At 62.6% G+C, this 22001-nt stretch carries 23 protein-coding genes; 2 read left to right on the forward strand and 21 right to left on the reverse strand.

Features of this window, described 5'->3' with window-relative positions:
- Nucleotides 1-183: 183 nt before the first annotated feature.
- The gene (locus AAC014_RS13115) at nucleotides 184-504 is read right to left on the reverse strand and encodes a DUF736 family protein (protein WP_017499949.1); all 321 of its coding nucleotides are present in this window, start codon (nucleotides 502-504) and stop codon (nucleotides 184-186) included.
- Between the two features lie 360 nt (nucleotides 505-864).
- Between AAC014_RS13115 and AAC014_RS13120 the strand changes: the two genes are divergently transcribed.
- Nucleotides 865-1092 carry a hypothetical protein gene (locus AAC014_RS13120; RefSeq protein ID WP_017499950.1) on the forward strand — a complete coding sequence of 76 codons (228 nt, stop codon included), beginning with the start codon at nucleotides 865-867 and terminating at the stop codon, nucleotides 1090-1092.
- A gap of 53 nt (nucleotides 1093-1145) precedes the next feature.
- Here AAC014_RS13120 and AAC014_RS13125 read toward each other — a convergent pair whose 3' ends face one another.
- The 14 genes from AAC014_RS13125 to AAC014_RS13190 all read right to left on the reverse strand — a co-directional run bounded on the left by AAC014_RS13125 (nucleotide 1146) and on the right by AAC014_RS13190 (nucleotide 12416).
- Nucleotides 1146-1649 (reverse strand): hypothetical protein, encoded by a 504-nt coding sequence (locus tag AAC014_RS13125; protein WP_017499951.1) that lies wholly within the window; start codon nucleotides 1647-1649, stop codon nucleotides 1146-1148.
- Nucleotides 1642-2109, reverse strand: coding sequence for a hypothetical protein (locus AAC014_RS13130; RefSeq protein ID WP_017499952.1), 468 nt, complete (start codon nucleotides 2107-2109; stop codon nucleotides 1642-1644). The genes AAC014_RS13125 and AAC014_RS13130 overlap by 8 nt, the downstream gene beginning before the upstream one ends.
- 110 nt (nucleotides 2110-2219) lie before the next feature.
- Complete coding sequence (locus tag AAC014_RS13135; RefSeq protein ID WP_017499953.1) at nucleotides 2220-4031, reverse strand: ParB N-terminal domain-containing protein; 1812 nt, start codon at nucleotides 4029-4031, stop codon at nucleotides 2220-2222.
- An 85-nt stretch (nucleotides 4032-4116) separates the two neighbouring features.
- Nucleotides 4117-4551, reverse strand: a complete 435-nt coding sequence (locus AAC014_RS13140; protein ID WP_017499954.1) for a DUF2958 domain-containing protein — start codon at nucleotides 4549-4551, stop codon at nucleotides 4117-4119.
- A complete protein-coding gene (locus tag AAC014_RS13145; protein WP_017499955.1) occupies nucleotides 4548-5519 on the reverse strand; it encodes a zincin-like metallopeptidase domain-containing protein in 972 nt (323 codons plus the stop codon). Before AAC014_RS13145 ends, AAC014_RS13140 begins: the two co-directional genes overlap by 4 nt.
- A 515-nt stretch (nucleotides 5520-6034) precedes the next feature.
- Nucleotides 6035-6478: a hypothetical protein gene (locus AAC014_RS13150; protein WP_136175471.1), complete on the reverse strand. Its 444-nt coding sequence runs from the start codon at nucleotides 6476-6478 to the stop codon at nucleotides 6035-6037.
- Between the two features lie 66 nt (nucleotides 6479-6544).
- Nucleotides 6545-7186, reverse strand: a complete 642-nt coding sequence (locus AAC014_RS13155) for a lytic transglycosylase domain-containing protein (protein WP_017499957.1) — start codon at nucleotides 7184-7186, stop codon at nucleotides 6545-6547.
- The gene (locus AAC014_RS13160) at nucleotides 7174-7695 is read right to left on the reverse strand and encodes a S26 family signal peptidase (RefSeq protein ID WP_017499958.1); all 522 of its coding nucleotides are present in this window, start codon (nucleotides 7693-7695) and stop codon (nucleotides 7174-7176) included. Before AAC014_RS13160 ends, AAC014_RS13155 begins: the two co-directional genes overlap by 13 nt.
- Entirely contained in the window at nucleotides 7688-7999 is a 312-nt protein-coding gene (locus tag AAC014_RS13165; RefSeq protein WP_081095412.1) for a helix-turn-helix domain-containing protein, read from the reverse strand. Before AAC014_RS13165 ends, AAC014_RS13160 begins: the two co-directional genes overlap by 8 nt.
- A 30-nt stretch (nucleotides 8000-8029) precedes the next feature.
- The gene (locus AAC014_RS13170) at nucleotides 8030-8905 is read right to left on the reverse strand and encodes a phytanoyl-CoA dioxygenase family protein (RefSeq protein WP_038292484.1); all 876 of its coding nucleotides are present in this window, start codon (nucleotides 8903-8905) and stop codon (nucleotides 8030-8032) included.
- An 11-nt stretch (nucleotides 8906-8916) separates the two neighbouring features.
- Nucleotides 8917-9531, reverse strand: coding sequence for an acyl-homoserine-lactone synthase (locus AAC014_RS13175; RefSeq protein WP_017499961.1), 615 nt, complete (start codon nucleotides 9529-9531; stop codon nucleotides 8917-8919).
- A gap of 92 nt (nucleotides 9532-9623) precedes the next feature.
- Entirely contained in the window at nucleotides 9624-10370 is a 747-nt protein-coding gene (locus AAC014_RS13180) for a LuxR family transcriptional regulator (RefSeq protein WP_017499962.1), read from the reverse strand.
- Between the two features lie 86 nt (nucleotides 10371-10456).
- Nucleotides 10457-10783 carry a helix-turn-helix transcriptional regulator gene (locus tag AAC014_RS13185; RefSeq protein ID WP_017499963.1) on the reverse strand — a complete coding sequence of 109 codons (327 nt, stop codon included), beginning with the start codon at nucleotides 10781-10783 and terminating at the stop codon, nucleotides 10457-10459.
- A gap of 487 nt (nucleotides 10784-11270) precedes the next feature.
- The gene (locus AAC014_RS13190) at nucleotides 11271-12416 is read right to left on the reverse strand and encodes a CaiB/BaiF CoA-transferase family protein (RefSeq protein WP_026108913.1); all 1146 of its coding nucleotides are present in this window, start codon (nucleotides 12414-12416) and stop codon (nucleotides 11271-11273) included.
- Between the two features lie 80 nt (nucleotides 12417-12496).
- Between AAC014_RS13190 and AAC014_RS13195 the strand changes: the two genes are divergently transcribed.
- Complete coding sequence (locus AAC014_RS13195) at nucleotides 12497-13498, forward strand: LysR family transcriptional regulator (RefSeq protein WP_017499965.1); 1002 nt, start codon at nucleotides 12497-12499, stop codon at nucleotides 13496-13498.
- Between the two features lie 164 nt (nucleotides 13499-13662).
- Here AAC014_RS13195 and AAC014_RS13200 read toward each other — a convergent pair whose 3' ends face one another.
- The 6 genes from AAC014_RS13200 to AAC014_RS13225 form a co-directional block, all read right to left on the reverse strand.
- Complete coding sequence (locus tag AAC014_RS13200) at nucleotides 13663-15666, reverse strand: TonB-dependent receptor (protein WP_231735665.1); 2004 nt, start codon at nucleotides 15664-15666, stop codon at nucleotides 13663-13665.
- 342 nt (nucleotides 15667-16008) lie between these two features.
- On the reverse strand, nucleotides 16009-16911 hold the full coding sequence (locus tag AAC014_RS13205; protein ID WP_011415065.1) for an SDR family oxidoreductase: 903 nt from the start codon (nucleotides 16909-16911) through the stop codon (nucleotides 16009-16011).
- Between the two features lie 105 nt (nucleotides 16912-17016).
- Nucleotides 17017-18162, reverse strand: a complete 1146-nt coding sequence (locus tag AAC014_RS13210; protein ID WP_017499968.1) for an acyl-CoA dehydrogenase family protein — start codon at nucleotides 18160-18162, stop codon at nucleotides 17017-17019.
- A gap of 37 nt (nucleotides 18163-18199) precedes the next feature.
- The gene (locus AAC014_RS13215; RefSeq protein WP_011415063.1) at nucleotides 18200-19438 is read right to left on the reverse strand and encodes a thiolase family protein; all 1239 of its coding nucleotides are present in this window, start codon (nucleotides 19436-19438) and stop codon (nucleotides 18200-18202) included.
- 43 nt (nucleotides 19439-19481) lie between these two features.
- The gene (locus tag AAC014_RS13220) at nucleotides 19482-20276 is read right to left on the reverse strand and encodes an enoyl-CoA hydratase/isomerase family protein (RefSeq protein ID WP_011415062.1); all 795 of its coding nucleotides are present in this window, start codon (nucleotides 20274-20276) and stop codon (nucleotides 19482-19484) included.
- 66 nt (nucleotides 20277-20342) lie between these two features.
- Nucleotides 20343-21887, reverse strand: coding sequence for an AMP-binding protein (locus AAC014_RS13225; RefSeq protein ID WP_026108915.1), 1545 nt, complete (start codon nucleotides 21885-21887; stop codon nucleotides 20343-20345).
- Nucleotides 21888-22001: the final 114 nt, after the last annotated feature.

The following is a 22001-nucleotide window of genomic DNA, read 5'->3' on the forward strand; positions in this document are numbered from 1 at the left end:
AATTGGGGGAACCGTCGATGGTTGAGGCGGTCCGTTCGCCGCCGGATACTCGGTGCTTGCTGAGCGGATTTCTTCCTCTCTGCAGGCCCGCAAGCGCGTTCCGGTGCAGGAAAAGGCCCACGCCAAGCCCTCAAGGCATGAGGAAAGCCCCGCGCCGGGTGACCGGCGCGGGGCCGATCCGGCTCAGTCGCCGGGGTTCCAGATAACGGCGAACGCGTCGTCGTCGTCCTGCCCGGCGGCGCGGCCGAGATTGGCGTAGAGGGTGCGGCCGCCAAGTTCGGGGGCCGACATGGCGAGGCGGACATATTCGCGCTGGCTCACCTCGCCGGTGCGGATCCAGCCGCCGCCCAGTTCGACGCCGTTCGACAGCACGCGGTAGTCGGGCTGGTCCCCGGTCTTACTGCGGTTGGGGATGATGGCGATCTCGGCATTGACCGAAAGCGTCTTCAAGGCGCCCCGGAACGAACCGTCGTTCTGGCGCTGGACATGACCGATTGAGGGCATTTCTCGTCTCCTTGCACATTCGCCCGACCCGATGCCGGGCGATGGGCGGACCGAAGGGACGGCCCTTGAGCGCGCTGCGAACCGCAGGCCGAAGCGAAGCGGAGGACCGGAAGCGCGGGGCTGATTTGGAGCGAAGCGGCCGCGAGGAGCGCCGCCAAAGCGGCGCGGGGAAATCAGTTCCGCGCGATGGTTTCGCGAGGCGCGCGGCCGTCCCAGGTCATGCGCCCAAGGAGCCGGCGACGGGTTGGTGAGACACGAAAGGACGAGATGCGCGCGCGGACAGGAAGCCCAGTCCGGCGTCTTTCCGGGAAGCCATGATTGCTTTCGCGGCCACGAGGCCGCGGCTATAGCCTCACGGCGATGAACGAAGGAACGACGATTGCGGGGCAGATCGAACGGCTGATCGTGCGGCTGGACGGCGCGGCGGTGTGCGATGCCTGCGTGACTGACCGGCTCAACCTGTCGGTTACCGCACAGGCCAATGTCGTCACCTGCGCGCTCGGCGGCACGCGCGGATTCGAGCGGCAGAAGGACGAATGCACGTTATGCGGAAGCGCCCGGACGGTGATCCGCCGCACCGCCCGGTAGGTCAGGCGGCAGGGGTTTTCGGCACGCGAGCGCGCAGTGCGGCGCGATTTGGGCTAGTTGCCGTCGCCCGCGAGCGCGCGCGACAGCGCCTCGTTGGTCGCGTCGATCTCGATGCGGTCTGCGAAAATCGCGCACCAGCCGCCACCGAACTCCCCGATGCGGGGCTTGGAACAGGTCATGGCCCATTCAAAGCCGATCGGCCCCTTGGCGAGCGTTTCGGGGCAACATCGCTGGATCACCACCGCGATGGCAGCGGCATCGAAATCGTCCATGCTGGCGAAACACACGATCCGCGCGGATGGATCGTCGGGGCAGGTTTCAGCGATGAAATCGGCTCCGATGGTGGGAAATTCGGGATCGTTGAACGCCTCGCGAAACCCGCTCCACCGCGCGTTCGCATCGTCCGGCGGAAAGGCTGCGAGCAGCGCCGCGCTCGGCGGATCGGGCGCGTCGTCATTCGCTAGCGCGTAGCCAGCGTTTGCGACTTCCTCGATCAGCGCGCACTCGGCGGCGGTGCAGCGAAAGGCGAAGCTGCCCTGAATCCAGATGTCAGCCATTGCTCGCCTCCTCCCGTTCGGGCGTGATGACAAGCGGGGGCACCGCGAAGTCGGCCGCATCGAAATGCGCGATGATCGCCGCATAGCTGCCCAATCGCTCGGCGGTGCAGCGCCCCATGAGGATATAGTCGTCCTCGTCGGCAGCGTAGCTTTGCGGTTCGCCGCTGCCGGTGAACACGGTGCGTTCCGCACCCCACTGGCAGGCATAGGCGCCCGACCAGCGCGCGAAGAAAAGCCCATGCGCGATGCAGAAGGCTTCGAGTCCCTCGAACCGCCCCCAGGCGACCTCGTGCGCCATGAGCGCCAAGGGCTCGCCCTCGGGCAGATCGCCGAGCGCGAAGGGTTCGCCGTCCCATTCGGTGGACAGCCCTTCGTTCGCGATGGCCTCGGCGAAGGCGGGAAGCTGGCTGGCGGGGAGCGTCCCGCCGATGGTGATGGATGCCGAAACACGGTCGGCCATGACAAGTCTCCTGTCTGAAATCCGCGCCGCGAGGGCCGCTTGCGGCCGAGCGGCGCGGCGATTTTATGGGGGACGGAACGGGCGGCGGGTGCGCCGCCGCCCGTCCAGTTTCATGCGGCTTCGCGCTCGGGCTGTTCCTGCGGCTCGGCCTTGGCAGGGGCCGGAAGCGCAATCACCGCGCCGGGGCCGGTCGGTTCCGGCTCGCGGTCGGGGCGCGCCGCGAGCACCTTGGCATGAGCCGCGACGGTGCCGACGCCGCCGCGCGCCGTATAGGTAGCGGGCGGGAACGCCATCCATTTCGGCACCCAACCCTCGACCTTGGGCCGCCCGTTCGCACCCTCCAGATGGTCGCGGACGATGCGCTTCAAGACCTTGCCCGGTTCCTTCGCATTGGCGGCGGCGACAGGTTCGCCCGCCACCTCGGCGACGATGCGGGTCAGCACCTCCTTGTCGCGGACACACTCGAAAAAGGCGTCGTCGGCCTGCCAGTAGCGGGCCATATCGACGCCGATCTCGCCGCCGACCGCCTCGATGGCGGCGCTGCCGCTGGCGAGCGTTTCGCCCATGACGATGACGATCACGTCCATTACGGCGCGGTCGGGCACGTCGAGCAAGCGCAGGAACACGCCGACCAGTCCGAAGTCGTCGCCGTTGCCGCCTGTGACGGTCGGTTCCTCGGGCGAGAAGCCGAGAAGGTCCAATACGGCGCGGCGCTTCGCGTCGAAGTCGGTTTCCGCGCGGCAAGTTTCGACGCTTTCGCGCACATCGTCGTTGCGCGCGGTCTGCGGCTCGGGCTTGACCGTCCACAGTGGCGACCCGACGATGACATGGGCGACCATCAAGCGCAGCGCGACCTTGGGATGACGGGTCAGCGAGGCGCGGACAGCGGCATGACGGTGCAGGTTGATATAGGTCTGCATCGTGCTCGTCACTTCGGGGCGCGGCACTTTGGGGCCGGTTTCGATTGCCTCGCCGCGTTCGAGCCGCTTGGCCTCCTTGCTCGTCACATAGCCTTCGTGGACCTCGACCTCGCCGCTTTCGCGCACATCTATATACACGCGCCCGCCCTTGCGCTTGGGTGCCTTGGCGAACTCATAGCGGTAGAAATATTCGCCGGGCGGGACGATCACCACGTCGAACCATCCGGCATCCAGATAGTCCTCCTTGCGCGCGTCGATTACGGCGTTCTGCGCGGTCCAGAACGCGTCGGCATCTGCAAAATAGCGGTCTTCGCCGAACAGATCGGCGACGATCGCAAGGCCGCTCGCATCGACGTCGAACAGGGCATGTTCGACCTTGATCGACTGCCCGCCGAACAGCCATGCCTTCAATTGCTGGCCGGTCGGGCAATAGGCGTCGTCATCGTCGTAGAGCGCCAGCCATGCCTTCTGCTGCTGCTTGCTCGCCAGCGTCAGATGCCGGACGGTCGCCGCGTTGATCTTCTCCTTGCGGTAAAGATCGCGGATGCGCGGAAGCAGGTTGCCGAGCGCTAGGATACGCTTCACGCCAAGCTCGGGAATGCCGAACGTCGCGGAGATATCCGCAATGTCGCGGCCCTCCTTGACCAGCCGTGCGAAGGTTTCCCATCGCGTCACCTCGTCGGGATCGAGCCGGGTGTTCTCGAGAAGCGATGCCTCGATGGCGTCGGCGTCGTCCCCGGCGTCGAGGATGGCGACGGGAAGCGGGCCGTGGTCGATGCCCTCGACAAGCGCGATGGCGTTCGCCGTCCAGCGCCGCCGCCCGGCGACGATTTCGTGGACGCCATTATCGTTGCCCGCCTGCGGGCGCACGATCAGCGGCACGATGACACCGCGCTTGCGGATCGAGGGCAGAATGTCGCCCACGTCCGGGGGCTTGGGTCCGTGCCGCATGTTCACCTTGGACGGAACCAGCTTGCTATGGTCGATAAAGTCGAGTTTCATTGGTCTGCTCCTTCTGGAGCGCCGGTCCCGTTTGTCTTGCTGGATGGGCGGGACCGGCACTCAATGCGGCGAAACGCGCCGCGCGTCATCCGGCCCCTCGATCATCAAGAGGCGGCGGAAGCTCGTTGCCGTTCCGGCTATCGGTGATGCGGCGAAGTTCGGCTTCGGCCAGAACGATTGCACCCATGCGCCGCGCGGTATCGGACCATAGCGAAAGCGGGGCCAGCGGCTCGAAATGCTCGTCGCGCTCGATGAACAGGCCGAAGGGCAAGCGGACGCCCGCAATCTCGGTAAGCGAGAACACGCCCATTTCCGGGCATCCGAACCCCAAGTCGGCGAGGCCGAACAGCGTGTCTCCATCGTCGTAAAGCTCGGTGGCGATCCACGTCGCCGCGCCGACCGGATTGAAGAATTTGACCACCGGGAACGGGTCGAACCGTTCGTCGCGCTGCTCGTGGAGGCGGCTGGCGCGCGCATTCGCGCGCAGCGCCGAAAGGATCGCATGGGGGAGCGTAATCATGCCGCTTCCCTCCCTTCGTCCTGCGTCTCGGCGTAGCGGGCAAGCAGCCAATCGGCGGCCTTGCTCGCCTGACTGGCCGCGCGAAAGATCGCGCGATTGTCCTCGCGCAGCACGTCGAGCCATGATGCCAGATAATCGGCGTGACGAACGGTCGGCACGATGCCGAGCGCGGCGCAAAGGAAGGCCGATCCCATCTCGGCGATCAATTCTTCGCGCGCATAGTCCTTGCTGCCGAACGCATTGCGCAGATTGCGATTGAGGCGCGACGGGTGGCCGCTGGCATGACAGAGTTCGTGCAGCGCCGTCCGGTAGAAATTGATCTGTTCGTGGAAGGCCGGTTGCGGGGGCACCTGCACATAGTCGGCGCTCGGGACATAGTAGGCCTTGTCCCCACCGATGCGGAAATCGACGCCCGATGCCGCAATGACCGCTTCGGCGATCGGCACGACTTGGCGTTCGGGAAGCGGTGCGGGGTCGGTGGCAAGGCCGGGGCGCAAGCCTTCGCACTGTGCGACGTTGAACACGGTGAAGCGTTTGAGGAACGGCACCGCGCGGGCTTCGCCGCCGGTCTGGCGCGCGCGTTCCTTCTCGGCTTCGGGGGTGAAGCGGTCGGCATAGACAACCCTTGTCCCGCGCTCGCCTTTCCTGACATTGCCGCCCGCCTCCAAGGCTTGGCGGAAGGTCAGCCACGATTGCGACGGATAGCCGTTCTCGATCACTGCTCCCCACAGGATCAGGACATTGACGCCGCTGTAATTGCGGCTGGTGAGCCCGTTGCGCGGGAGGCCGGGGGCGGCGGAGAAGCCTTGACCATTGGGGCGGCCCCAAGGCTGGACCCAAGGGAAGCGGCCCGCCTCAAGTTCGGAAACAATGCGGCCCGTCACCTCGTCGTAAAGATTGGCGCGCTCCGCCGGGGGCTGGCGTTTGCTGCCCTCTGCGCGCGCGCGTTGGCTGCCGGTCTGGTGCATGGCTATCCTCCAATGCCGCCCCAAAAACCCCAGGGCCTCCCCCGGAGCGGGGGTGGGCGGCGAATTGCGACCTGCCGGGCGCGGCCAGGAGGCGGTCCGCACCCGCAGGGCCGAAATGCAATGGAGGAGCCGGACCCGAGCGCAGTCGAAGGCCGGCTTGCGGGACGCCGGGCCGGGCCCAGAAGGGAGCGCCGCCCACCCGCGCGACGAGGGGAAGGCCCAACGAAAAATGCCGCCGCGCCGGTCAGGCGCGGCGACGACAGGCCGGAGCAAGGCTCCGGCATCCCGCCAGTCCGATCGTCACCTTTGGCCGGGACGCGCGAAGCGTGGCCCGGTGGAGCTTGGCGAACGGATGTGAGCCTAGCGGAATAGAGCGGCGGTCGCGCCGCAGGCGCGAGGCGCCTGAAAACCCGGATGCGTCAGGTCAGACCCTGCCGTCTTGAAGCACTCTCGTCGTGGTCGCCATGCGCGCGGTGACACGAGGAGCGAGCACTCGGCCCACTGGCCCCAACAGATCAACCGTGCAGCGGGGATCCGTTCGAACCGGTGCAAGCGGTCATCGCGGGCAACAGGCTCATCATGGCGGCACCGGCGATGATGATCGCGCCGACCGCCGCGGCGATGCCGGTCGCGGTCGGCCCCGCACCGCCGAGCTGCATCAGGCTGGAGACGACACTGCCGCCGGCGATCCCGGCGGGCACGGCGAAGAGAAGCGCGATCGCTCCGCGAAGCGGAACGGGCAACCGCGACGCGATGAGCATGCGTCCGATCAGCAAGACCGCGACGCCGACGACGAGGCCGAGAAGCAGACCGAGCAACGGCCCCAGTTCGCCACCCCCCGCCCACAGAAATGCGGCCGCACCGAGCCCGACCGGGAGTGCGAAGACGGCGAGCCGGAACATCGCCCAGGCGAAGAGGACGATGCCGGTGGCGGACAGGATCAGACCGAGCAACATCACGACCAACTCCATAGGCTCGGAACATAGCAGAAACACGATTCGGCATGAAGCCCCGATCGGCTCGCACTATGGGCGGTCTGGCGCGTTCTTCTCGGGCGACGTCGATCGCAGCGCGACGAACAGCGTGGCCGCACCGGCTTCGCTCCGGCCGGCAGGGGGCCGGTCGCCGATCGCGAAGAAGATGGCATTGACGGTACGCGGCGTTGCACTGGCGGCCGTGACAGCCGACCGGGAATTGACGGGCACTCCGGCGACGCTCGCGAGATAGGCGCGGGTCTCACCGGGCAGCGCGCGGCCGGTCCGCACGTGCTCGGCATAGCGTGCCGGTCCCGCGTTATAGGCTGCGAACAGTCCGGGATAACCGAAGCGGTCATACATCAGACGAAGATAGAGCGTCCCCGCCAATATGTTGTCGCGCGGGCTATGGGGATCACGTCCGAGCCCGAGCCGCGCGCGCATTTCGGACCAGGTGCCGGGCATGAGCTGCATCAGTCCCATCGCGCCGGCGTGGCTGGTAATCGGGCGCCCGTCCAGCACCGTGCGCCCGCCGCTCTCGGCGCGCATGACGCGCTCGATCCATTCTACCGGCACGCCGAAACGCGCCGAGGCTGCCTCGATATAGGGCCGCCAGTGAACGACCGACTGCGCGTCAGCCGGTGCCGCCGCCAGCAGCGCCAGGGCGGTGATGGCGACCCTCAGCCCAGCCACAGCAGTCGCACCTCGCCGATGACGTCGCCGCGCGATGTCGGTCCGAAATAACGCCCATCGAACGAATCCGGGCTGTCCATCAGCAGGAACAATGCGCCCGAACGCAACATCACGCAGCCATTCCACCACGGCATCGGACGGTCGCGGCCATCGGCTTCGCGGCGTTCGGCCACCGGGTGGCCGTTGACATAGATCTCCCGCCCGCGCGCACAGACGCGATCGCCGGGCGCGGCCGCGACGCGCTTGACCAGCGGGATATTGATCGGAATGTAGCGCCGCTCGGCGGCGAGCCGGCGCCAGCGGTCGGGCACCCGGACCAGCACCATGTCGCCCGATGCGATGTCCTGCCGTCCGCTGACGGCATAGAGACCGATCGGCGCGCTGGCCGATGCGTTCCAGACCAGCCACGGCGTTGGCGGCAGCGCGATCGTGGTCGCCAGCGCGGCCGCGCCGAGACCGATCAGCGCGGTGGGTTTAGCCGGCAGACGGGAGGGTAGCAGCCTAGCCATTGCCTCCCTCCCGCATGTTCGCGCGCGACCAGGCCTCGATATCGTCGATATGGTAGCGCCAGACGGTGCCATGCTTTCGGCACGGCGGGCCGCGCCGCTCCCGGCGCATCTTCTTGAGCGTGTCCCCCGCGAGACCGAGATGGAACGCGGCCTGCTTGGTTGTCAGAAACGGGCAATGCTCGCGTGCCCGCCGAGCGCGCTCCGCGGCCGACGACGCCGTGGCTCCACCGTCCACAGCGGATGAATCCGCCTCGATCCGTGTTCGCGCGCCGCCGCCTGCTTCGGGGTTTGGATCGTGTGTCATGAGTGCAGCGCCCGGTCCGACGAACCCGCGTTACCCGCCGATCAGGCCCGCACGCGCGGCTTCCTGTTCGGCGACATAGGCATCCAGCATGTCGGCCTGGCCGGGGAGCAGCGCGTCGATCGCAGGGAGGCCGTCGATATCGTCCCGGTGAAGCAGCACGGACGGGCACTGGCCTTCGACATTGCCGAGATTGGGGCGATGCTGGGCATAGCCGATGAGCGCGGCCAGATCGGGATCGAACGCTCGAGCGATGGCGGGCGGATAGACGAGATACTGATTCTCGAACGTCCGCAGCCATCCGAGGCAATAGGAGGTGATGACCGCGCGGCGCACATGATCGGACTGGTTAGCGCCGGCACCATGCAGGATCGATCCGAGGAACAGCAGCGCGGAGCCGGGTGGCATTTCGGCGGCGACCGGACGTGCATCGCCCGGTTGCGATGCCGCATCGTGATGGCTGCCCGGCCAGACCAGCGTCGCGCCACTCTCCAGCGTGAACGGATCGATCGGCCAGATGACGTTGATCTGATAGTGCATCCCGGTCTTGACGCCGCCCCAGAGATCCTGGTCGCGGTGCGGCACCTGCGCGAGCGCGCCGGGATGGATTTCGATCGCCTGGGTGAGGTTGAGAACGATACGATCGCACCATTCCCCGAGCACCGTTTCGGCGATACCGCGGATGATCGGGTGCAGCACAAGGCCGGCGATATGCCGTGAACGCCGCAACAACGCGCCAAAGCGCTTGGTGCGGGCTCCGTAGAATCCGCCTTCGCAAAAGGGCGTGGCGACGAAGCGCGGTGCGAGTTCGGCTTCGAGCGCGGTGATTAGCTCGGTCGGCACGGCGTTATCGACAATGACATAACCGTCGGCGAGCAGCATCGCGGCGAGGCGGGCGGGGTCGTGCATCGCCATTCCCTTCACGCGGCTCTTGCCGCCGCATCGGGAGTGATCGCACCCGGTACATAGATGCCGTTCGACGCCAGCAGCGCAGGCGTACCGGCGCAGATCTCGATGCGGAACGCTCCAAGGAACGCGCCATCGATGCGGCGCGCGGGGCCGAGCGGCGCTGCGCGCCAGCCCATCGCCAAAACCTCCTCGCGAAAAGCAGCGGTCACGACGCCGGTTAGCATGGTGATTCCGCTGCCGAGCGCATGATCGACCATCGCCGAGATGAGCCGGTTGCGGACACGCAGGCGTCCGGGGGCGCCCAATCGTTGCGGCAGGCAAAGTCGCGTAATCTCGCGAACCTGCTCCCCCCGGGGCGCATCGCACTCGCAGAGCGACGCGAAACGATCGGCGAGAAGATGTGCGCCCTCTGTCGATAGCAGCCGCATCGACCCCTGGTGAATGCAGCCATCGTCGGTGGCGATCAGATAGACCGCCTTGTCGCCGTCATAGCTGTCGATTTCATAGCGGCCGCCGACGACCGGAACATCCCAGCCCAGCAGATCGACGAACAGGGTCTTGCGGTCCTCGAACATCGAGGCGGCGCGCGCATCGGTAAGCGAGCACCCTTTGACAATATGGATCATGGCAGTAGCTCCCGTTCAAATTGAACAGTCGCGAAGGGAGCAGAGATGAAGGGCTCAAACAGTCGTCAATATTGAGGATGCGGCGATCCCGCTCAGAACCGCGGGACGATCTCCTCGATGCAGACGATTCCGCAGGCGAGCGCGATCGCCGGGAGCTGCGCGCGGGAATAGATTCCGAAATGTTCGCGCAGGTCACGCATGTAGGTGCGCACTGTCGTCGGGGCGATGTTCATCATGATCCCGATCTCGACGTCGCTCTTGCCCATCGCCGCCAAGCGAAAGCATTCGAGCCGCTTTGGGCTGAGATGGGGTAATTTCAGCGGGCGCGCCGGAAAGCCGTGCAAGCGCCGCGCCTCGGTAAACGCCTCGCTCGCCATCAGCGTCGCGATCCGGCAGATATGCGATGGCGGCAATTGCCCGTCGCGCGTTGCGAACGTACAGCATCCGGGCGGCTCGCCGGCGACGCCAATCGGAACGGTGAGGCCGTTGCGCAGGCCATGACGCGCGGCTTCGCGCACGATGCGCGCCTGTCGCCGCGTGAAGCCGCCCAGCAGTCGCTCCATTTCGTGCCAGCAGAACGCCCGGCTTGTCGAGCGCGCCGCGAGCAAGGCGGGATCGTCGCGGTAATAGCCTTCGGCGACGAAAACGTCGCCCCAGCTCTGGAAATTGTCCATGCGGAAATATCGCCCACCGGGCTGAAAGAAGGCCATGCTCTGGACGATCGCGAGCCATGGGAGGCCGAGCTGGCGTGCGGCGGCCTCGCTGCAACTGAACAGCTCGCGATCACTGTTCGCGCGCCTGGCCTGCTTAATATAGGCATCGAGGTCGCGAAACGGCACCGAGGGGCACTCCTTTCGACGCGCGCGTTGCGGGCGCGTCTATCGGGCGCGTGGTTCCAGCCCACGCGCGTGCAGCCCCCGATGATTTACTTGGTCTTGCTCGGCCGCCCCGTCGGCTTGTGCGGATGGCGCCGGAGCGTCACCGCCGGGCGCGCCAGTATCGCGCCGATTTCCAGTTCGTCGTCCGAAACGATCGAGATCGATATCCGGCCGGACAAGAGATAGACGGCATTAACGCCGAGTGCCTTCGCGAGCCGCTCCATTGCTTTCAGCGTCGGGCTCGACCGGCCATTTTCGATCGCACTCAGATAAGAGCTGCTCGTGCCCGCATCATGGGCGAGCGCTTCTTGCGTGATGCGCATCGCAAGCCGCAATTTCCTGAGATTCAAACTGAAGGACTTCGACGCATCCATAAGGGCGTAAGTTCACGCCCTGCGACCATTACTCCACACTGGATACAGGTTGGAGTTATTATCTATATTATTACGTTTTTACAAATATTTAAATGAGATTCCCGAACAACGCGCACTCAACTCTGATGCGGATTCTCAGGCGCGCCAAAAGACCGCATTCGGACGGTCGAATCGGTCGATGACCGAAGCCCTCACGCCAGGACATTGGCCGTGGACGCCGCAGTGGAAATCCCATCGGCGTCGTCACATCCGGGGCGAGCATTGATTTCAAGCGCCGAGCGAATCACGATGCGAACAACGTCCCGTGGACACGTCCGCAATCGCCGTTCCGGCGTGGCGTACAGGAATCATCGGATAGTTTGACGTGCCTGTGTGTCGTTGTCTCCTTTGATTTGAATGCAGCGCAGCGAAGCGGAGCGTCGCATTGGTTCATAGTTATGAAATCACCGTTCGTGTCGGGCCGCTGGCCGCCCACCATGCCAACCGACTACTCGCAACAGTCGGTTCTGGCGGTAATCCCGCAGCGGTCCGGTTTGCTCCAGCCCCGCCGAATTGTACTCGGATCTTCATGATGCAGCGGGATCGGTCCGGGGATCGGTAGTGACGAGCCCGAAAAACGTGGCGCCGGCATTGCCTGGAGGATATTGTCGATCTCCCGATAGACGCCTCGCGCTGCCATATGAGGATGGCGCGCCGCTTCGTCCGGATCAAGCACGGGGGCAAAGCAGGCATCGCTGCCTTCCAGCAGTGTGCGCCATTCTTCCCGTGTCCGCATGGCGAATATCTCGCTAAAACGCTGCTTGAGCTCGGGCCAGGCATCACGATCATAGCCGTCGTCAAAACTGCTATCGCCGGCCAACCCCAGCTTTTTGCAAAGCAGCGCATAGAACTTGGGCTCGAGTGATCCGACTGAGATGAAATTCCCGTCGGCGCACCGATAGGTCGAGTACCAGTGAGGGCCGTCAAGGATGCTGCAGCCGCGTATGCTGGCAACCTGGCCGGCGGCCTTCAGGCTCAGGAGCAAGTTCATCATGTGAGCGCTCCCATCGACGATCGCGGCGTCAACCACTTGCCCATTCCCGGTATCCCGCGCGTGCATTGCCGCTGCGAGGACGCCGATGGCCAAATAGAGCGCTCCACCCCCAATATCGCCTACCAGGCTTGGCGGCGCCATTGGCGGTTCACCGGGATGCCCAGCATACCAAAGGGCTCCTGACAGCGCGATATAGTTGATGTCATGGCCGGCCGCTTGGGCGAGAGGTCCCTGCTGCCCCCAACCCGTCATGCGACCGAATACAAGGCGGGGGTTACGCGCTAGGCAAACCTCGGGACCAAGGCCGAGCCTCTCCATCACCCCAGGCCGCATGCCTTCGATCAGTACATCGCCCCTTTGGACGAGATCCAGGACATGCGCGACGCCTTCGGGGGACTTCAGATCCAAGGCAATTACACGTTTCCCGCGGTTCACAATGGCGCCGCTGCCAAGATCGATATTTTCGGAGTTAGGGCTTACGCGTTCAATGACGACGACATCGGCGCCAAGGTCGGCCAACAGCATTCCGCAAAACGGCGCCGGGCCGATGCCCGCAATTTCGAGTATTTTGAGGCCTGCAAGCGGACCAGTTTTCGTCATTCAGGCATACCTGCGTCTGAGACCTTGGCGCTTTGATCCAGGCCGTTTCGCCGCTCCAGATTTCGAGACGGGTTGCAGTCGTGCTGGGCGGCAGTGTCGAAAGTAAGATTGGCAAAATGACCTTGATTCGCCTAATTCATTCTCTGGAGCAATTATTCCTGTGGGGCATGTCCATGCTCGATTCTCGCCTCAAGCATGCCGTCGCGGTTGGTCAGCTTCGTTCCTTCTCCAGGGCAGCGGATGCGGTTGGTGTCACGCAGTCGGCGGTGACCAAGAGTGTCGCTGAACTCGAACGGCATCTTGGCTATTCCCTTTTCCATCGGACCTCACGGGGCGCGATGCCGACAGAGGAGGGACGCGAATTTATTGATCGCGCAGCGCGCTTGCTTGCCGACGCAGCTGAACTACTCGGAGATACAGCCCGCCGCGCCGACGCCTATGCGGGCCCGCTTCGAATCGGACTGTTCCCAGGGTCAATCGACTGGTTGCTCACCCAACCTCTGGTTTCTTTGCTGCGGCGCCATCCGGCAGTGCGCGTCGAAGTCGTTTCGGGCAACAGCGAAAGGGGCGTGCGACTCCTGTCGCGCGGCGATATCGATGTCGCCTTTGGACTTGAAGCGGCCTTTGCACGCTGGCCGGAATTCAAGTGCGAGCGGGTCGCCTCGATCGAAATACTGCCTTTTGTGCGGAACAATCATCCCATTCTGGGGATAAACCCGACCAGCAAGGAGCCGCTGGTCCAGTTCGAATTCGTAGTGCCCTCATCTTCCGAACCCTACACATCGATCATTCAGCAGATGTACGAAAAAAGCGGTAAGCGTCCCGCTGACTGGATCCACATGACAGACTATTTTCAATTGGTTCGACGGATCGTTGCCACATCCGATGCTATCGGGATGGTTGCAAAACAGTTCACCGAGAACTCATGGTTTCGCGCCAATTTCGTGGCCTTGGAGGGAATCGGTTTATTCGATCCATTGACGCTTTGTTATGCTGTGCGTAGCCGCTGGCAGGTAAAACCGGCTGGCCGTGCGCTCGTCAGCCTTGTTCGTCAGGCATGGCGCACCGCATCATCGGATTAACGGCAAGGGGGCGGGGTGCGATCGGAAATCCGCTGCATCCGTCGCGATCAGCTAGAGCATTTCGCGCAGAAGTGGGAACCGGCTTTCCGGCAGGAAATGCTCTAGCAAATTGATCTTGGGCATTTTCCGAGTTGGCGGGTGATTCCACTCGCCTCGAAAATGGCCTAGAAGCTAATCGCCACTTCTCCGCCGATGACGCGCCCCCTGTTTAGCGGTGAAAGGCTTGCACCCGTGCCCCCGAAGGCCGCCGGCAAAGGTGTATCGCCGCCAATCGTCACCTCATTCAGGAGGTTTCGGCCATAGATGGAGAAGCGCCAGTGCTTGTTGTCGGTCGCCAATGTGAGGCTCGCATCGAGCATATCGGCGCCCTGAAGGAAGCCGACGTTGTTGTCGGTGAATGCCGCCTTGTCGCGATGCGTGAAGCTGACACGCGCCGTTGCTGTCCCCAATTCGCCAAGCTGCTGATCATAAGTCAGCCCCACGCCATAGGTCCATGGCGACAGCCTTGGCAATTTGAGCGCACGATCCACATCGTTGATGACGCCATCACCGCTGAGGTCGAACTGGACGTTGCGATACTGGCCATTCACGTAGCCGAGCTGACCCGAAATCACGAGGTTGGACAAAAGAAAAAACTGCCCCTCGGCCTCGACGCCTTTGATTGTGGCGTCGGCGGTGTTCCGTATGACCTGGCTGACGCCAAGCGGTCCGGGCAGGTTGATCTCGCGCTGCAGGTCCTTCATGCGATTGTAGAAGGCCGCCAGGTTGATCCGGTGGCGCCCGAATTGCTTCTTGGCGCCGAGTTCGAAACTGTCCTGGGTCTCTTGATTGAATGGCCCCGGCGGCACAGCGGGATCGGTGTTGCGCAAATTATATCCGCCGCTGCGGAACCCGCGCGTGTAAAGGCCATAAATCTGCGTGTCGTCATCCGGCTTCCACTGAAGGCCGATTTTCGGCGTAAACCCTCGCCATTTTGCCGCGTCGGCGAAATTGGTTGCACAGATCAGCGTGTCTAGATTGCAACCATTTGCGCGTAAGGCCGAGACCCGAACGGCTTTGCGTTCCCAACTATACCGCGCGCCGAGATTCAAGGTCAGCGTATCGGTGAAATGCCAGTCGGTCGAAGCAAAAATGCCCCATGTTGTCTGGTCTTGCGTACCCCCACCGGAAACGATCCGAGCACCGCCCAAAAGATTCCGCAGCTCGGCGTAACGAAGATCCTGGGAAAAATAGTATAGACCGGTTGTCAATTCGACGTCACCGAACCTTCCGGCATAACGAAGTTCGTCGCTGAGTTGATCCTGGTCGATTTCGAAAAAGGCATGAAAGAAGGACTGTGGTGTTCCATCGATATCAGCGCCCGCGGAGGATCGGAATTTCCGATAGCCAGCGATGTTGGTGAAGACGCCTTCGCCCAGACCGACATCGATGTTGGTTTCCACGATCGCCTGGTCCCATTTGGCATCATAGAAACCTGGGAAATTGATCGAAAACCTGAAGCTGTCGCGGGGAAACAGCGCGTGACTCTGGACAGGGGCTCCATCGCTTTCGACATCGCCATGCTCATAGCGGAGATCCATTCGGAAGCGGTCGCCACCCTTGAGCGAAAGTGCCGGGCGAATGATAAGGTCATGTGATTTACCGAAGCTGCGATTGTCGAAGCGGTTGCGAAACCAGCCATTGTCGTCGCTGTAGTAGACGGCCAATTTGGCAGCCAAAACGTCATCGACGATAGGTCCGGTAACCGTGCCGCTTACGGTCTTTTTCAGTCCCGTTTCAATGGATAGCTTGGCTTTGGCTCCAAAATCGAAGCTGGGCCGCGTGGTCCGCACAACCACGGCACCGCCGGTAACGTTGCGACCGAAAAGCAAGCCTTGCGGTCCACGCAGAACTTCGATCCCCTCAAGGTCGAAGTTGTCCAGCACGACACCAGCGTTGATGCCGAGGTAAATACCGTCAGTGAAAACGCCTACGGTGGGGTCGATCGATGGGATCGTGCTGTTGATGCCGAGGCCCCGGATAGTGAAATTGGCATAGCCCGGTGCCGTACCCACATCCTCGAGCTGGACGTTGGGAACGTCGTAGCTCAGACTTTGAAGATTCTGGACGAACTTGGCATCCAGCTGCGCTTCACCAAAAGCCGTGACCGCCATCGGTACTTTCTGCACGCTTTCGCCATAGCCCTTTTTTGGTGGCGGTAACGACAATGTCCTCAGCCAGCGCTTCCGTGGCGCTCCCGGTTTGGTCGTTCGCCTGGGGCGTTGCTTCCTGGGCAAATGCTGTTCCCGAGCACAACAACGCGGCAGAAGCCAATAGACATCCTCTCATGGCTGATCCTCTCTTCCCAGGAGATATTGTGTAGTTCATGCCGTTTGGCGGCATTTGAGGGCCGTCGTCCAATTCAATTCGCTGCAGAACTATTCCTGCTGCTCATCGATATCTGGCGGCAGCACGACGCCATCGGCAGCCCGACGGCCGCTCAAAAATATCATGGTAATTCATCGGGTTGATTACGCTCTCAGCGCCCGTTCTACCGCCTCAAGGCTGTCATTCAGCCCGAGCGGGTGCTCGGCATCCGTGAAGTCGACAATTCTACCCCAGTGCCGGGCGACATCATCGAGCGTGAACGCCCTGTCCGCTCCGAAGGCGTGCCCAAGCGCGCGCTCCCACCTAAGCTTGGCGATATAGCCGGCTCCAACTTCAAAAAGCCCTTTGGTTTCGCTGCAATTCTCGTGCGCAAGCCAACCGACCAATGGACTGATCGCTTCCGCTCTGAGATTGGCGAGAAACTCTTGTGGAAAGGCAGTCGCGGTCATACGCGATGCGGCGATTGGGGCGATCGTATTAACCTGGATGTTTCTGGACCGCCCCTCCTCCGCCAGCGCGTTCGCAAGCCCCAATATTCCGAGCTTGGCTGCGGCATAGTTGGCCTGACCGAAGTTGCCGTAGATTGCGGCTGCAGACGTGGTCATGACGATGCGGCCATAGCCCTTGTCGCGCAGTATCGGCCATGCTGCCTGCGTCACTGCCCGCGTCCCATTCAGATGGACCCGCTGAAGCAGTGTCCAGTCTTCGTCGGTCATTTTGTGGAAGCTCACATCGCGCAGGATGCCGGCATTGTTGATGACGACGTCAACGGTTCCGAAGTTGTCAACCGCGGCTTGGATGATCAGCGCGCCCTCCTCGACCGACGCATAATTTGCCACCGCCTGACCGCCCGTGGCTCGAATTTCGTCGACCACATTGTCAGCGGCTGTGGAGCAGCTGCCGCTCCCTTTCTCGTCGCCACCCAGATCATTCACCACCACCTTGGCTCCGCGCCCGCCAAACATCAGCGCGTACTGGCGCCCAAGTCCGCCTCCGGCTCCGGTCACAACCACTACCCTGCCATCGAAACGAAGCTCTTCGTCCATCGCTTGTCTGCCTCTTTTACCTGAGCGACGCATCTGCGCATTTGATCCTGTGCGAGTCAGGCACGCGGCTCCATTTCCGTCGACGCTGTCGTTTTCGTCTGAGCCTTACCGAAAGGCTTGAATGCCGGTCAGGGCGCGCGAAACAACAAGCTTTTGAATCTCCGTCGTGCCATCGGGGATGGGGCAAATGATCGCCTCACGCACCAGCCGCTCAACGATGAATTCGCGGGTGACGCCGTTGCCGCCATGGATCTGAAGCGCATCGCGCGTCGCTTCGATCGCCATTTCGGTGGCGTACCACTTGGCCATCGAGCATTCCGTCTCTGCGCGCGTGCCCGCCTGGACGAGGGATATTGCCCGGTGCGTCAACAGACGGGCTGCGTCGATCTTGGTCGCCATGATGGCGATCTTGTCGGCGATCAGCTGATGGCCGGCGATCTTCTTGCCATGCTGCGCGCGATCGCGAGCGTACGCGATCGCCTCATCCATTGCTCGCCGTGCGATGCCGATACTCCACATCGCCATATGGCAGCGGGCAATCTCGAACACTTGCAACGTATTGCGCAATCCATCGCCGACCCGGCCGATCGTGTTTGCCACCGGTACGCGGCAATCGGACAGGAATATCTGTGCAGTCGATTGGCCGTTGAGCGCCATCTTCTGGATATCGCGCACCTCATACTCACTCTCGTCACGATCGACCAGGATGTGAGTGACTTCATTTTCGCCAGTCTTGCACGTACAGATGAAGATGTCCGAGTAGGCTCCGTTGGTGATCCAGGTCTTTTCGCCATTGATGACCCAGAAATCGCCGTCTCGTACGGCGCGTGTCTTGATGGCGGCGACGTCCGAGCCGACATCGGGCTCCGAGATGCCGAGCGAAACGAACTTCTCGGCCGCGACGAGGTCGGCAAGATAGCGTTGCTTGATCGTCTCCGGGGCGAAGCGGCGGATGAGTTCTGCGCCAACCGCGTTGATGAAGCCGGGTATGGCCACATCGAGCGAGGAATAGGCGATCTCCTCGAAAATGAGCAGATGAGTGAGCCATCCCATATCAAGCCCGCCCCATTGCTCCTGATGCGGTGCGGTAATATGGCCATAGCCGGTCAGTGCTTGAGTCCATTCCTTCATGAGCGGTTTGGGGATGAATCGCTCCCCATGCCGGCGGATTTCCGGCTCAAGCTTGTTGTCGAGAAAGCGGCGGACGGTTTCCACCGCCATGCGTTGTTCATCGGACAGCTCAAAGTTCATATCGTGACCCCGTGTTTCCCTAGGCGCGCTCTGACAACTACCGGCCCAGGATCGTGACGGCGACCACCGCCTCTTCCACCCCGATGACACCTCCGCCGTTCTGCGCGATCGCGAACCGGGCATTCGGAACCTGTCGATCTTCCGCCTCGCCGCGCAATTGCAGCGCAAGCTCGTAGATTTGGCCGAGCCCGGTGGCGCCGATCGGATGTCCCTTGCATTCAAGCCCGCCCGACGTGTTTACCGGAATACGCCCACCCAGCGCCGTCTCACCGCGCTCTGCCGCGAGTCCGCCCTCGCCAGGCGGCGTCAGGCCGAGCGCCTCGATTTCAATGATCTCGCCAACCGCCGTGGCGTCATGCACCTCCGCGACGCCAATATCTTCTGGCCCCACGCCGGCCATCGCATAGGCCCGGTTCGCCGCAAGGCGGCTGACATGGTGGTCATAATCAAAGGGATCGCGCGCGGCGCCGGTTTGCAGCACAGACGCCAGGATTCTTAGCGCCCTGTCCGGGGCTGCCGACAGTTTGCGCCGACCGGCTTCGCTGCAGATGATCGCAGCGGCGGCGCCGTCGCTGATCGGGGAGCACATCGGCAGTGTGAACGGGTAAACGATCGGAGGCGCAGCGAGTACACTTTCGACGGTATATGGGAGGCGATACTGGGCAAGCAGATTGCGCGTCGAATGCATGTGATTTTTCGCCGAGACGGCCGCGATTTGCGCTTGCGTCGAGCCGTAGGTCTTCATGTGCGCGCGTGCCATCGCGGCGTATACATCCATGAAAACGCTGTAAGGCTGACTCGATGTCGTTCCTTCCGGAACATCGACGCCATTGCCCATGGCCAGCAGCTGCGCGCGGCCCGACTCGGTTTCATGCACGTCCCAAGCGCCATCGAATGCACTGAACATGAGCGCCTTGTCGGGCGAGTACATCTTCTCCGCGCCGAGCGCGAGTACGACATCCGCTGCCCCCGATCGAACATAGGCGGCGGCCATGTGCAAGGCCGTGGAAGCCGTCGCACATGCGTTTTCGACATTCACCACGGGAACGCTTGAGATGCCCATCGCTCGCGCCACGATTTCGCCGCGGATCATGTCCTGGCCCTCCATATGCCCCTGGACGCAATTGCCGAAGAAGATGGCTTCGACATCGCCGGCGGTGCATCCTGCGTCGGAAAAGGCCTGCGACGAAGCTTCGGCGCAGAGCATTTTCAGGCTCTTGTCGAACTGTTTTCCGAACGGGGTCATCCCAACCCCCATGACGAATATGTCGGTCATTCGTTGATCCATTCTTCCAATGTGTTCCGCATCCGATCAGGTCTCACCGGTCGGAAAAATCGGGCTTCCGCTTCTCCCGGAATGCCGCCAGTCCTTCGACAATGTCGTTGGACAAGGCGTAAGCAGCCATGGTTTCGAGTTCCTGACGCAGCCCGACTTCGAGCGAGCTATCCTGCGCAGCGCGGACTAGCTGCTTCATGTAGGCGAGCCCTGGCCGGCTCTTTTCTGCAAGAGATTCTACCAGCGCTTGCGCTGCCGCAATGAGATCCTCGGGAGCAACCAGTTGGGTCACGAGTCCGGCTTCCTTCATCTCGGCAGCCGAGATGGTCCCGCCGGTCATCATCAGATGTTTCGCACGCGCTTCGCCGATCTTCCTAGGGAGTCGAACCGACCCTCCACCGCCGGGCAACAGGCCGTAATTTGCATGGGCGTCGCCAAATCTGGCCGGGTGCGCGGCAATGACGAGATCACAGCACAACACCAGTTCCAAGCCGCCGGCGAGCGTAAGGCCGTTGACCGCCGCAATTATCGGAAGGCGCGACGTCTCGATCCTGTTAAAAGCCTGACCGAGCGGCGGCAGAAACAGATTTAAGCGTTCGGCGAGAGTTTGTCCGCCTGTTCCATCGCCAATTGCGAGCAGATCCGCGCCAGCGCAAAACGCCCGTCCGGCGCCGGTAAGAATGCAAGCGCGCACCGTCGCATCTGCTTCCGCTGCCTCGATCGCTGCGGCGAGTTCCTCGGCCAAAGCCAACGACAGACTGTTCAACGCTGCCGGCCGGTTGAGGGTCACCCAAAGCGCTGGGCCGCGTTGCTCAACCAGGATGTATTCATAGTCCATTGCAGTCTCCCGCGCGCCGGCAGGCGGTCACCGGAATAGAGGATGTGGCTAGGATGGCTGCGTCGGTCATGCCCCCGAAATGCGCCGGTCCTGGCCCGCCCAATAGGGCTCTCGAAGCTTTGAACGAAGCACCTTTCCGACATTGCTCAACGGCAGTGGCTCGGCGGTAAAAACGACCTTGCTTGGCTTTTTTGCGGAGCCCAGACGCTGGCGCACCAAATCTATTATCTCGGTCTCCGTGATTTGTGCTCCGGGCTTGACACGCACCATTGCAAGCGGCGTTTCACCCCATTTTTCATGGGGCACGCCAAAGACCGCGACCTCGAGTACACCGGGATGGTCGGCAATTACGTTTTCGATTTCGGTGGGATAGATATTGAAGCCGCCTGACACGATCATGTCGTTGTTGCGATCGAGCAGATACAAAAATCCGTTTGTGTCGATCATGCCGACATCGCCGGTTTTGACCCAGCCATCTTCCATGCGCCGGGCGGTTTCCTCCGGATCGTTCCAGAATTCCTCCATCTGGCCATTTTCGAACCGTGCGACGATCTCGCCGGGCTCGTTTGGTCCCAGCACCTTTCCGTCCTCGTTACGGATTTCGATATCGGCGCCACTCATGGGACGTCCGACCGCCCGAATTGGGGCAGAACCTTCAAATTCGCCGAACCACTCGTTGGGCCCCATAGACGCGATGGGCAGGATTTCGGTCTGTCCATAGCCCGAATGAAGAACATGATTCCCGAATATCTGGCACGACTTGCGAAGCGTCGGCTCGGAGATCGGCGCTGAAGCACTCAGCAGAAACTTCAAATTCGGAAAGTGGCGGCCATATGCCCCGTCGTGATGCACTATGGCATTGAGCATGGTGGGGGCTACAAAGGCATGGCTGATCCGTTCCTGCTCGAGAGTGTCAAGAAAGGACGCTGGATCGAAGCCGTCCATCATCACGTTGCGGGCGCCGCAATACCAGGCCGGCACGAACAGGAAGCCCGATGCATGGGACAACGGGCCGACATGCAGAATGGCATCCCCTGGGGCCACTTGGGGGCCGATGCTGAAAAATGCGGCGGAGATCGTCATCCATGAACGGTGCCGATAGGCAACGCCCTTGGGTTTGCCCGTCGTGCCGCCGGTGTGGCGGATGACACAATAGTCCTCCGGCGCGACGACGGGATCAGGATCCCGGTCCGAGGCTGTCGCCAACCAATTCTCATAGTTGTGATCGCGGATAATGATCCGCTCAAGCGTCGGAGCTTGGGCATCCAGCCCCGCCAACTCCGAAGCCAATGCCTCATCGACCAGCGCCAACCGAGATCCGGTACTCGCGATCATATGGGCGTGCGCTTCACATCGGTTGCGCGCATAGAGAGGAACACGCGTATAGTTTCCAATGGCAGCCGCCAGTATGATGTCGGCGGCCTCGATGGAGTTCTTCTCCAGCGTAGCAATCCGGTCACCCGGTTGAAGGCCGCACTCCGCAAGAGCATTTGCGAGCTTCACGCCGCGCAACCAGGCTTCCGAGAAAGTCAACCGCCTGTGGCCGTGAACGAGAGCCTCTTGCTGGGCGAAATAACGTGCGGCGCGACGTATTTGCGTACGGACGTCCATCAGCCGCGCTCCTCTAAGGCGCTCGCCCACAATGGCGCAGTCGACACATAATAAACTGACATGCGATAGGCCTCTCCGGACTTCTTTTCGTAAGCATCTGTGTCTGCAGCATTG

The organism is uncultured Sphingosinicella sp., assembly GCF_963974575.1.
In the GTDB taxonomy this organism is placed as follows: Bacteria; Pseudomonadota; Alphaproteobacteria; order Sphingomonadales; family Sphingomonadaceae; genus Sphingosinicella.

What these genes read in the sequence shown, in the direction of transcription:
- AAC014_RS13215 (WP_011415063.1), bottom strand. Translation starts at nt 19,438, where the DNA reads ATGACCGACATATTCGTCATGGGGGTTGGGATGACCCCGTTCGGAAAA.
- AAC014_RS13175 (WP_017499961.1), bottom strand. Translation starts at nt 9,531, where the DNA reads ATGATCCATATTGTCAAAGGGTGCTCGCTTACCGATGCGCGCGCCGCC.
- AAC014_RS13130 (WP_017499952.1), bottom strand. Translation starts at nt 2,109, where the DNA reads ATGGCCGACCGTGTTTCGGCATCCATCACCATCGGCGGGACGCTCCCC.
- AAC014_RS13160 (WP_017499958.1), bottom strand. Translation starts at nt 7,695, where the DNA reads ATGGCTAGGCTGCTACCCTCCCGTCTGCCGGCTAAACCCACCGCGCTG.
- AAC014_RS13135 (WP_017499953.1), bottom strand. Translation starts at nt 4,031, where the DNA reads ATGAAACTCGACTTTATCGACCATAGCAAGCTGGTTCCGTCCAAGGTG.
- AAC014_RS13220 (WP_011415062.1), bottom strand. Translation starts at nt 20,276, where the DNA reads ATGGACTATGAATACATCCTGGTTGAGCAACGCGGCCCAGCGCTTTGG.
- AAC014_RS13185 (WP_017499963.1), bottom strand. Translation starts at nt 10,783, where the DNA reads ATGGATGCGTCGAAGTCCTTCAGTTTGAATCTCAGGAAATTGCGGCTT.
- AAC014_RS13205 (WP_011415065.1), bottom strand. Translation starts at nt 16,911, where the DNA reads ATGGACGAAGAGCTTCGTTTCGATGGCAGGGTAGTGGTTGTGACCGGA.
- AAC014_RS13120 (WP_017499950.1), top strand. Translation starts at nt 865, where the DNA reads ATGAACGAAGGAACGACGATTGCGGGGCAGATCGAACGGCTGATCGTG.
- AAC014_RS13225 (WP_026108915.1), bottom strand. Translation starts at nt 21,887, where the DNA reads ATGGACGTCCGTACGCAAATACGTCGCGCCGCACGTTATTTCGCCCAG.
- AAC014_RS13140 (WP_017499954.1), bottom strand. Translation starts at nt 4,551, where the DNA reads ATGATTACGCTCCCCCATGCGATCCTTTCGGCGCTGCGCGCGAATGCG.
- AAC014_RS13115 (WP_017499949.1), bottom strand. Translation starts at nt 504, where the DNA reads ATGCCCTCAATCGGTCATGTCCAGCGCCAGAACGACGGTTCGTTCCGG.
- AAC014_RS13210 (WP_017499968.1), bottom strand. Translation starts at nt 18,162, where the DNA reads ATGAACTTTGAGCTGTCCGATGAACAACGCATGGCGGTGGAAACCGTC.
- AAC014_RS13145 (WP_017499955.1), bottom strand. Translation starts at nt 5,519, where the DNA reads ATGCACCAGACCGGCAGCCAACGCGCGCGCGCAGAGGGCAGCAAACGC.
- AAC014_RS13125 (WP_017499951.1), bottom strand. Translation starts at nt 1,649, where the DNA reads ATGGCTGACATCTGGATTCAGGGCAGCTTCGCCTTTCGCTGCACCGCC.
- AAC014_RS13170 (WP_038292484.1), bottom strand. Translation starts at nt 8,905, where the DNA reads ATGCACGACCCCGCCCGCCTCGCCGCGATGCTGCTCGCCGACGGTTAT.
- AAC014_RS13165 (WP_081095412.1), bottom strand. Translation starts at nt 7,999, where the DNA reads ATGACACACGATCCAAACCCCGAAGCAGGCGGCGGCGCGCGAACACGG.
- AAC014_RS13190 (WP_026108913.1), bottom strand. Translation starts at nt 12,416, where the DNA reads ATGACGAAAACTGGTCCGCTTGCAGGCCTCAAAATACTCGAAATTGCG.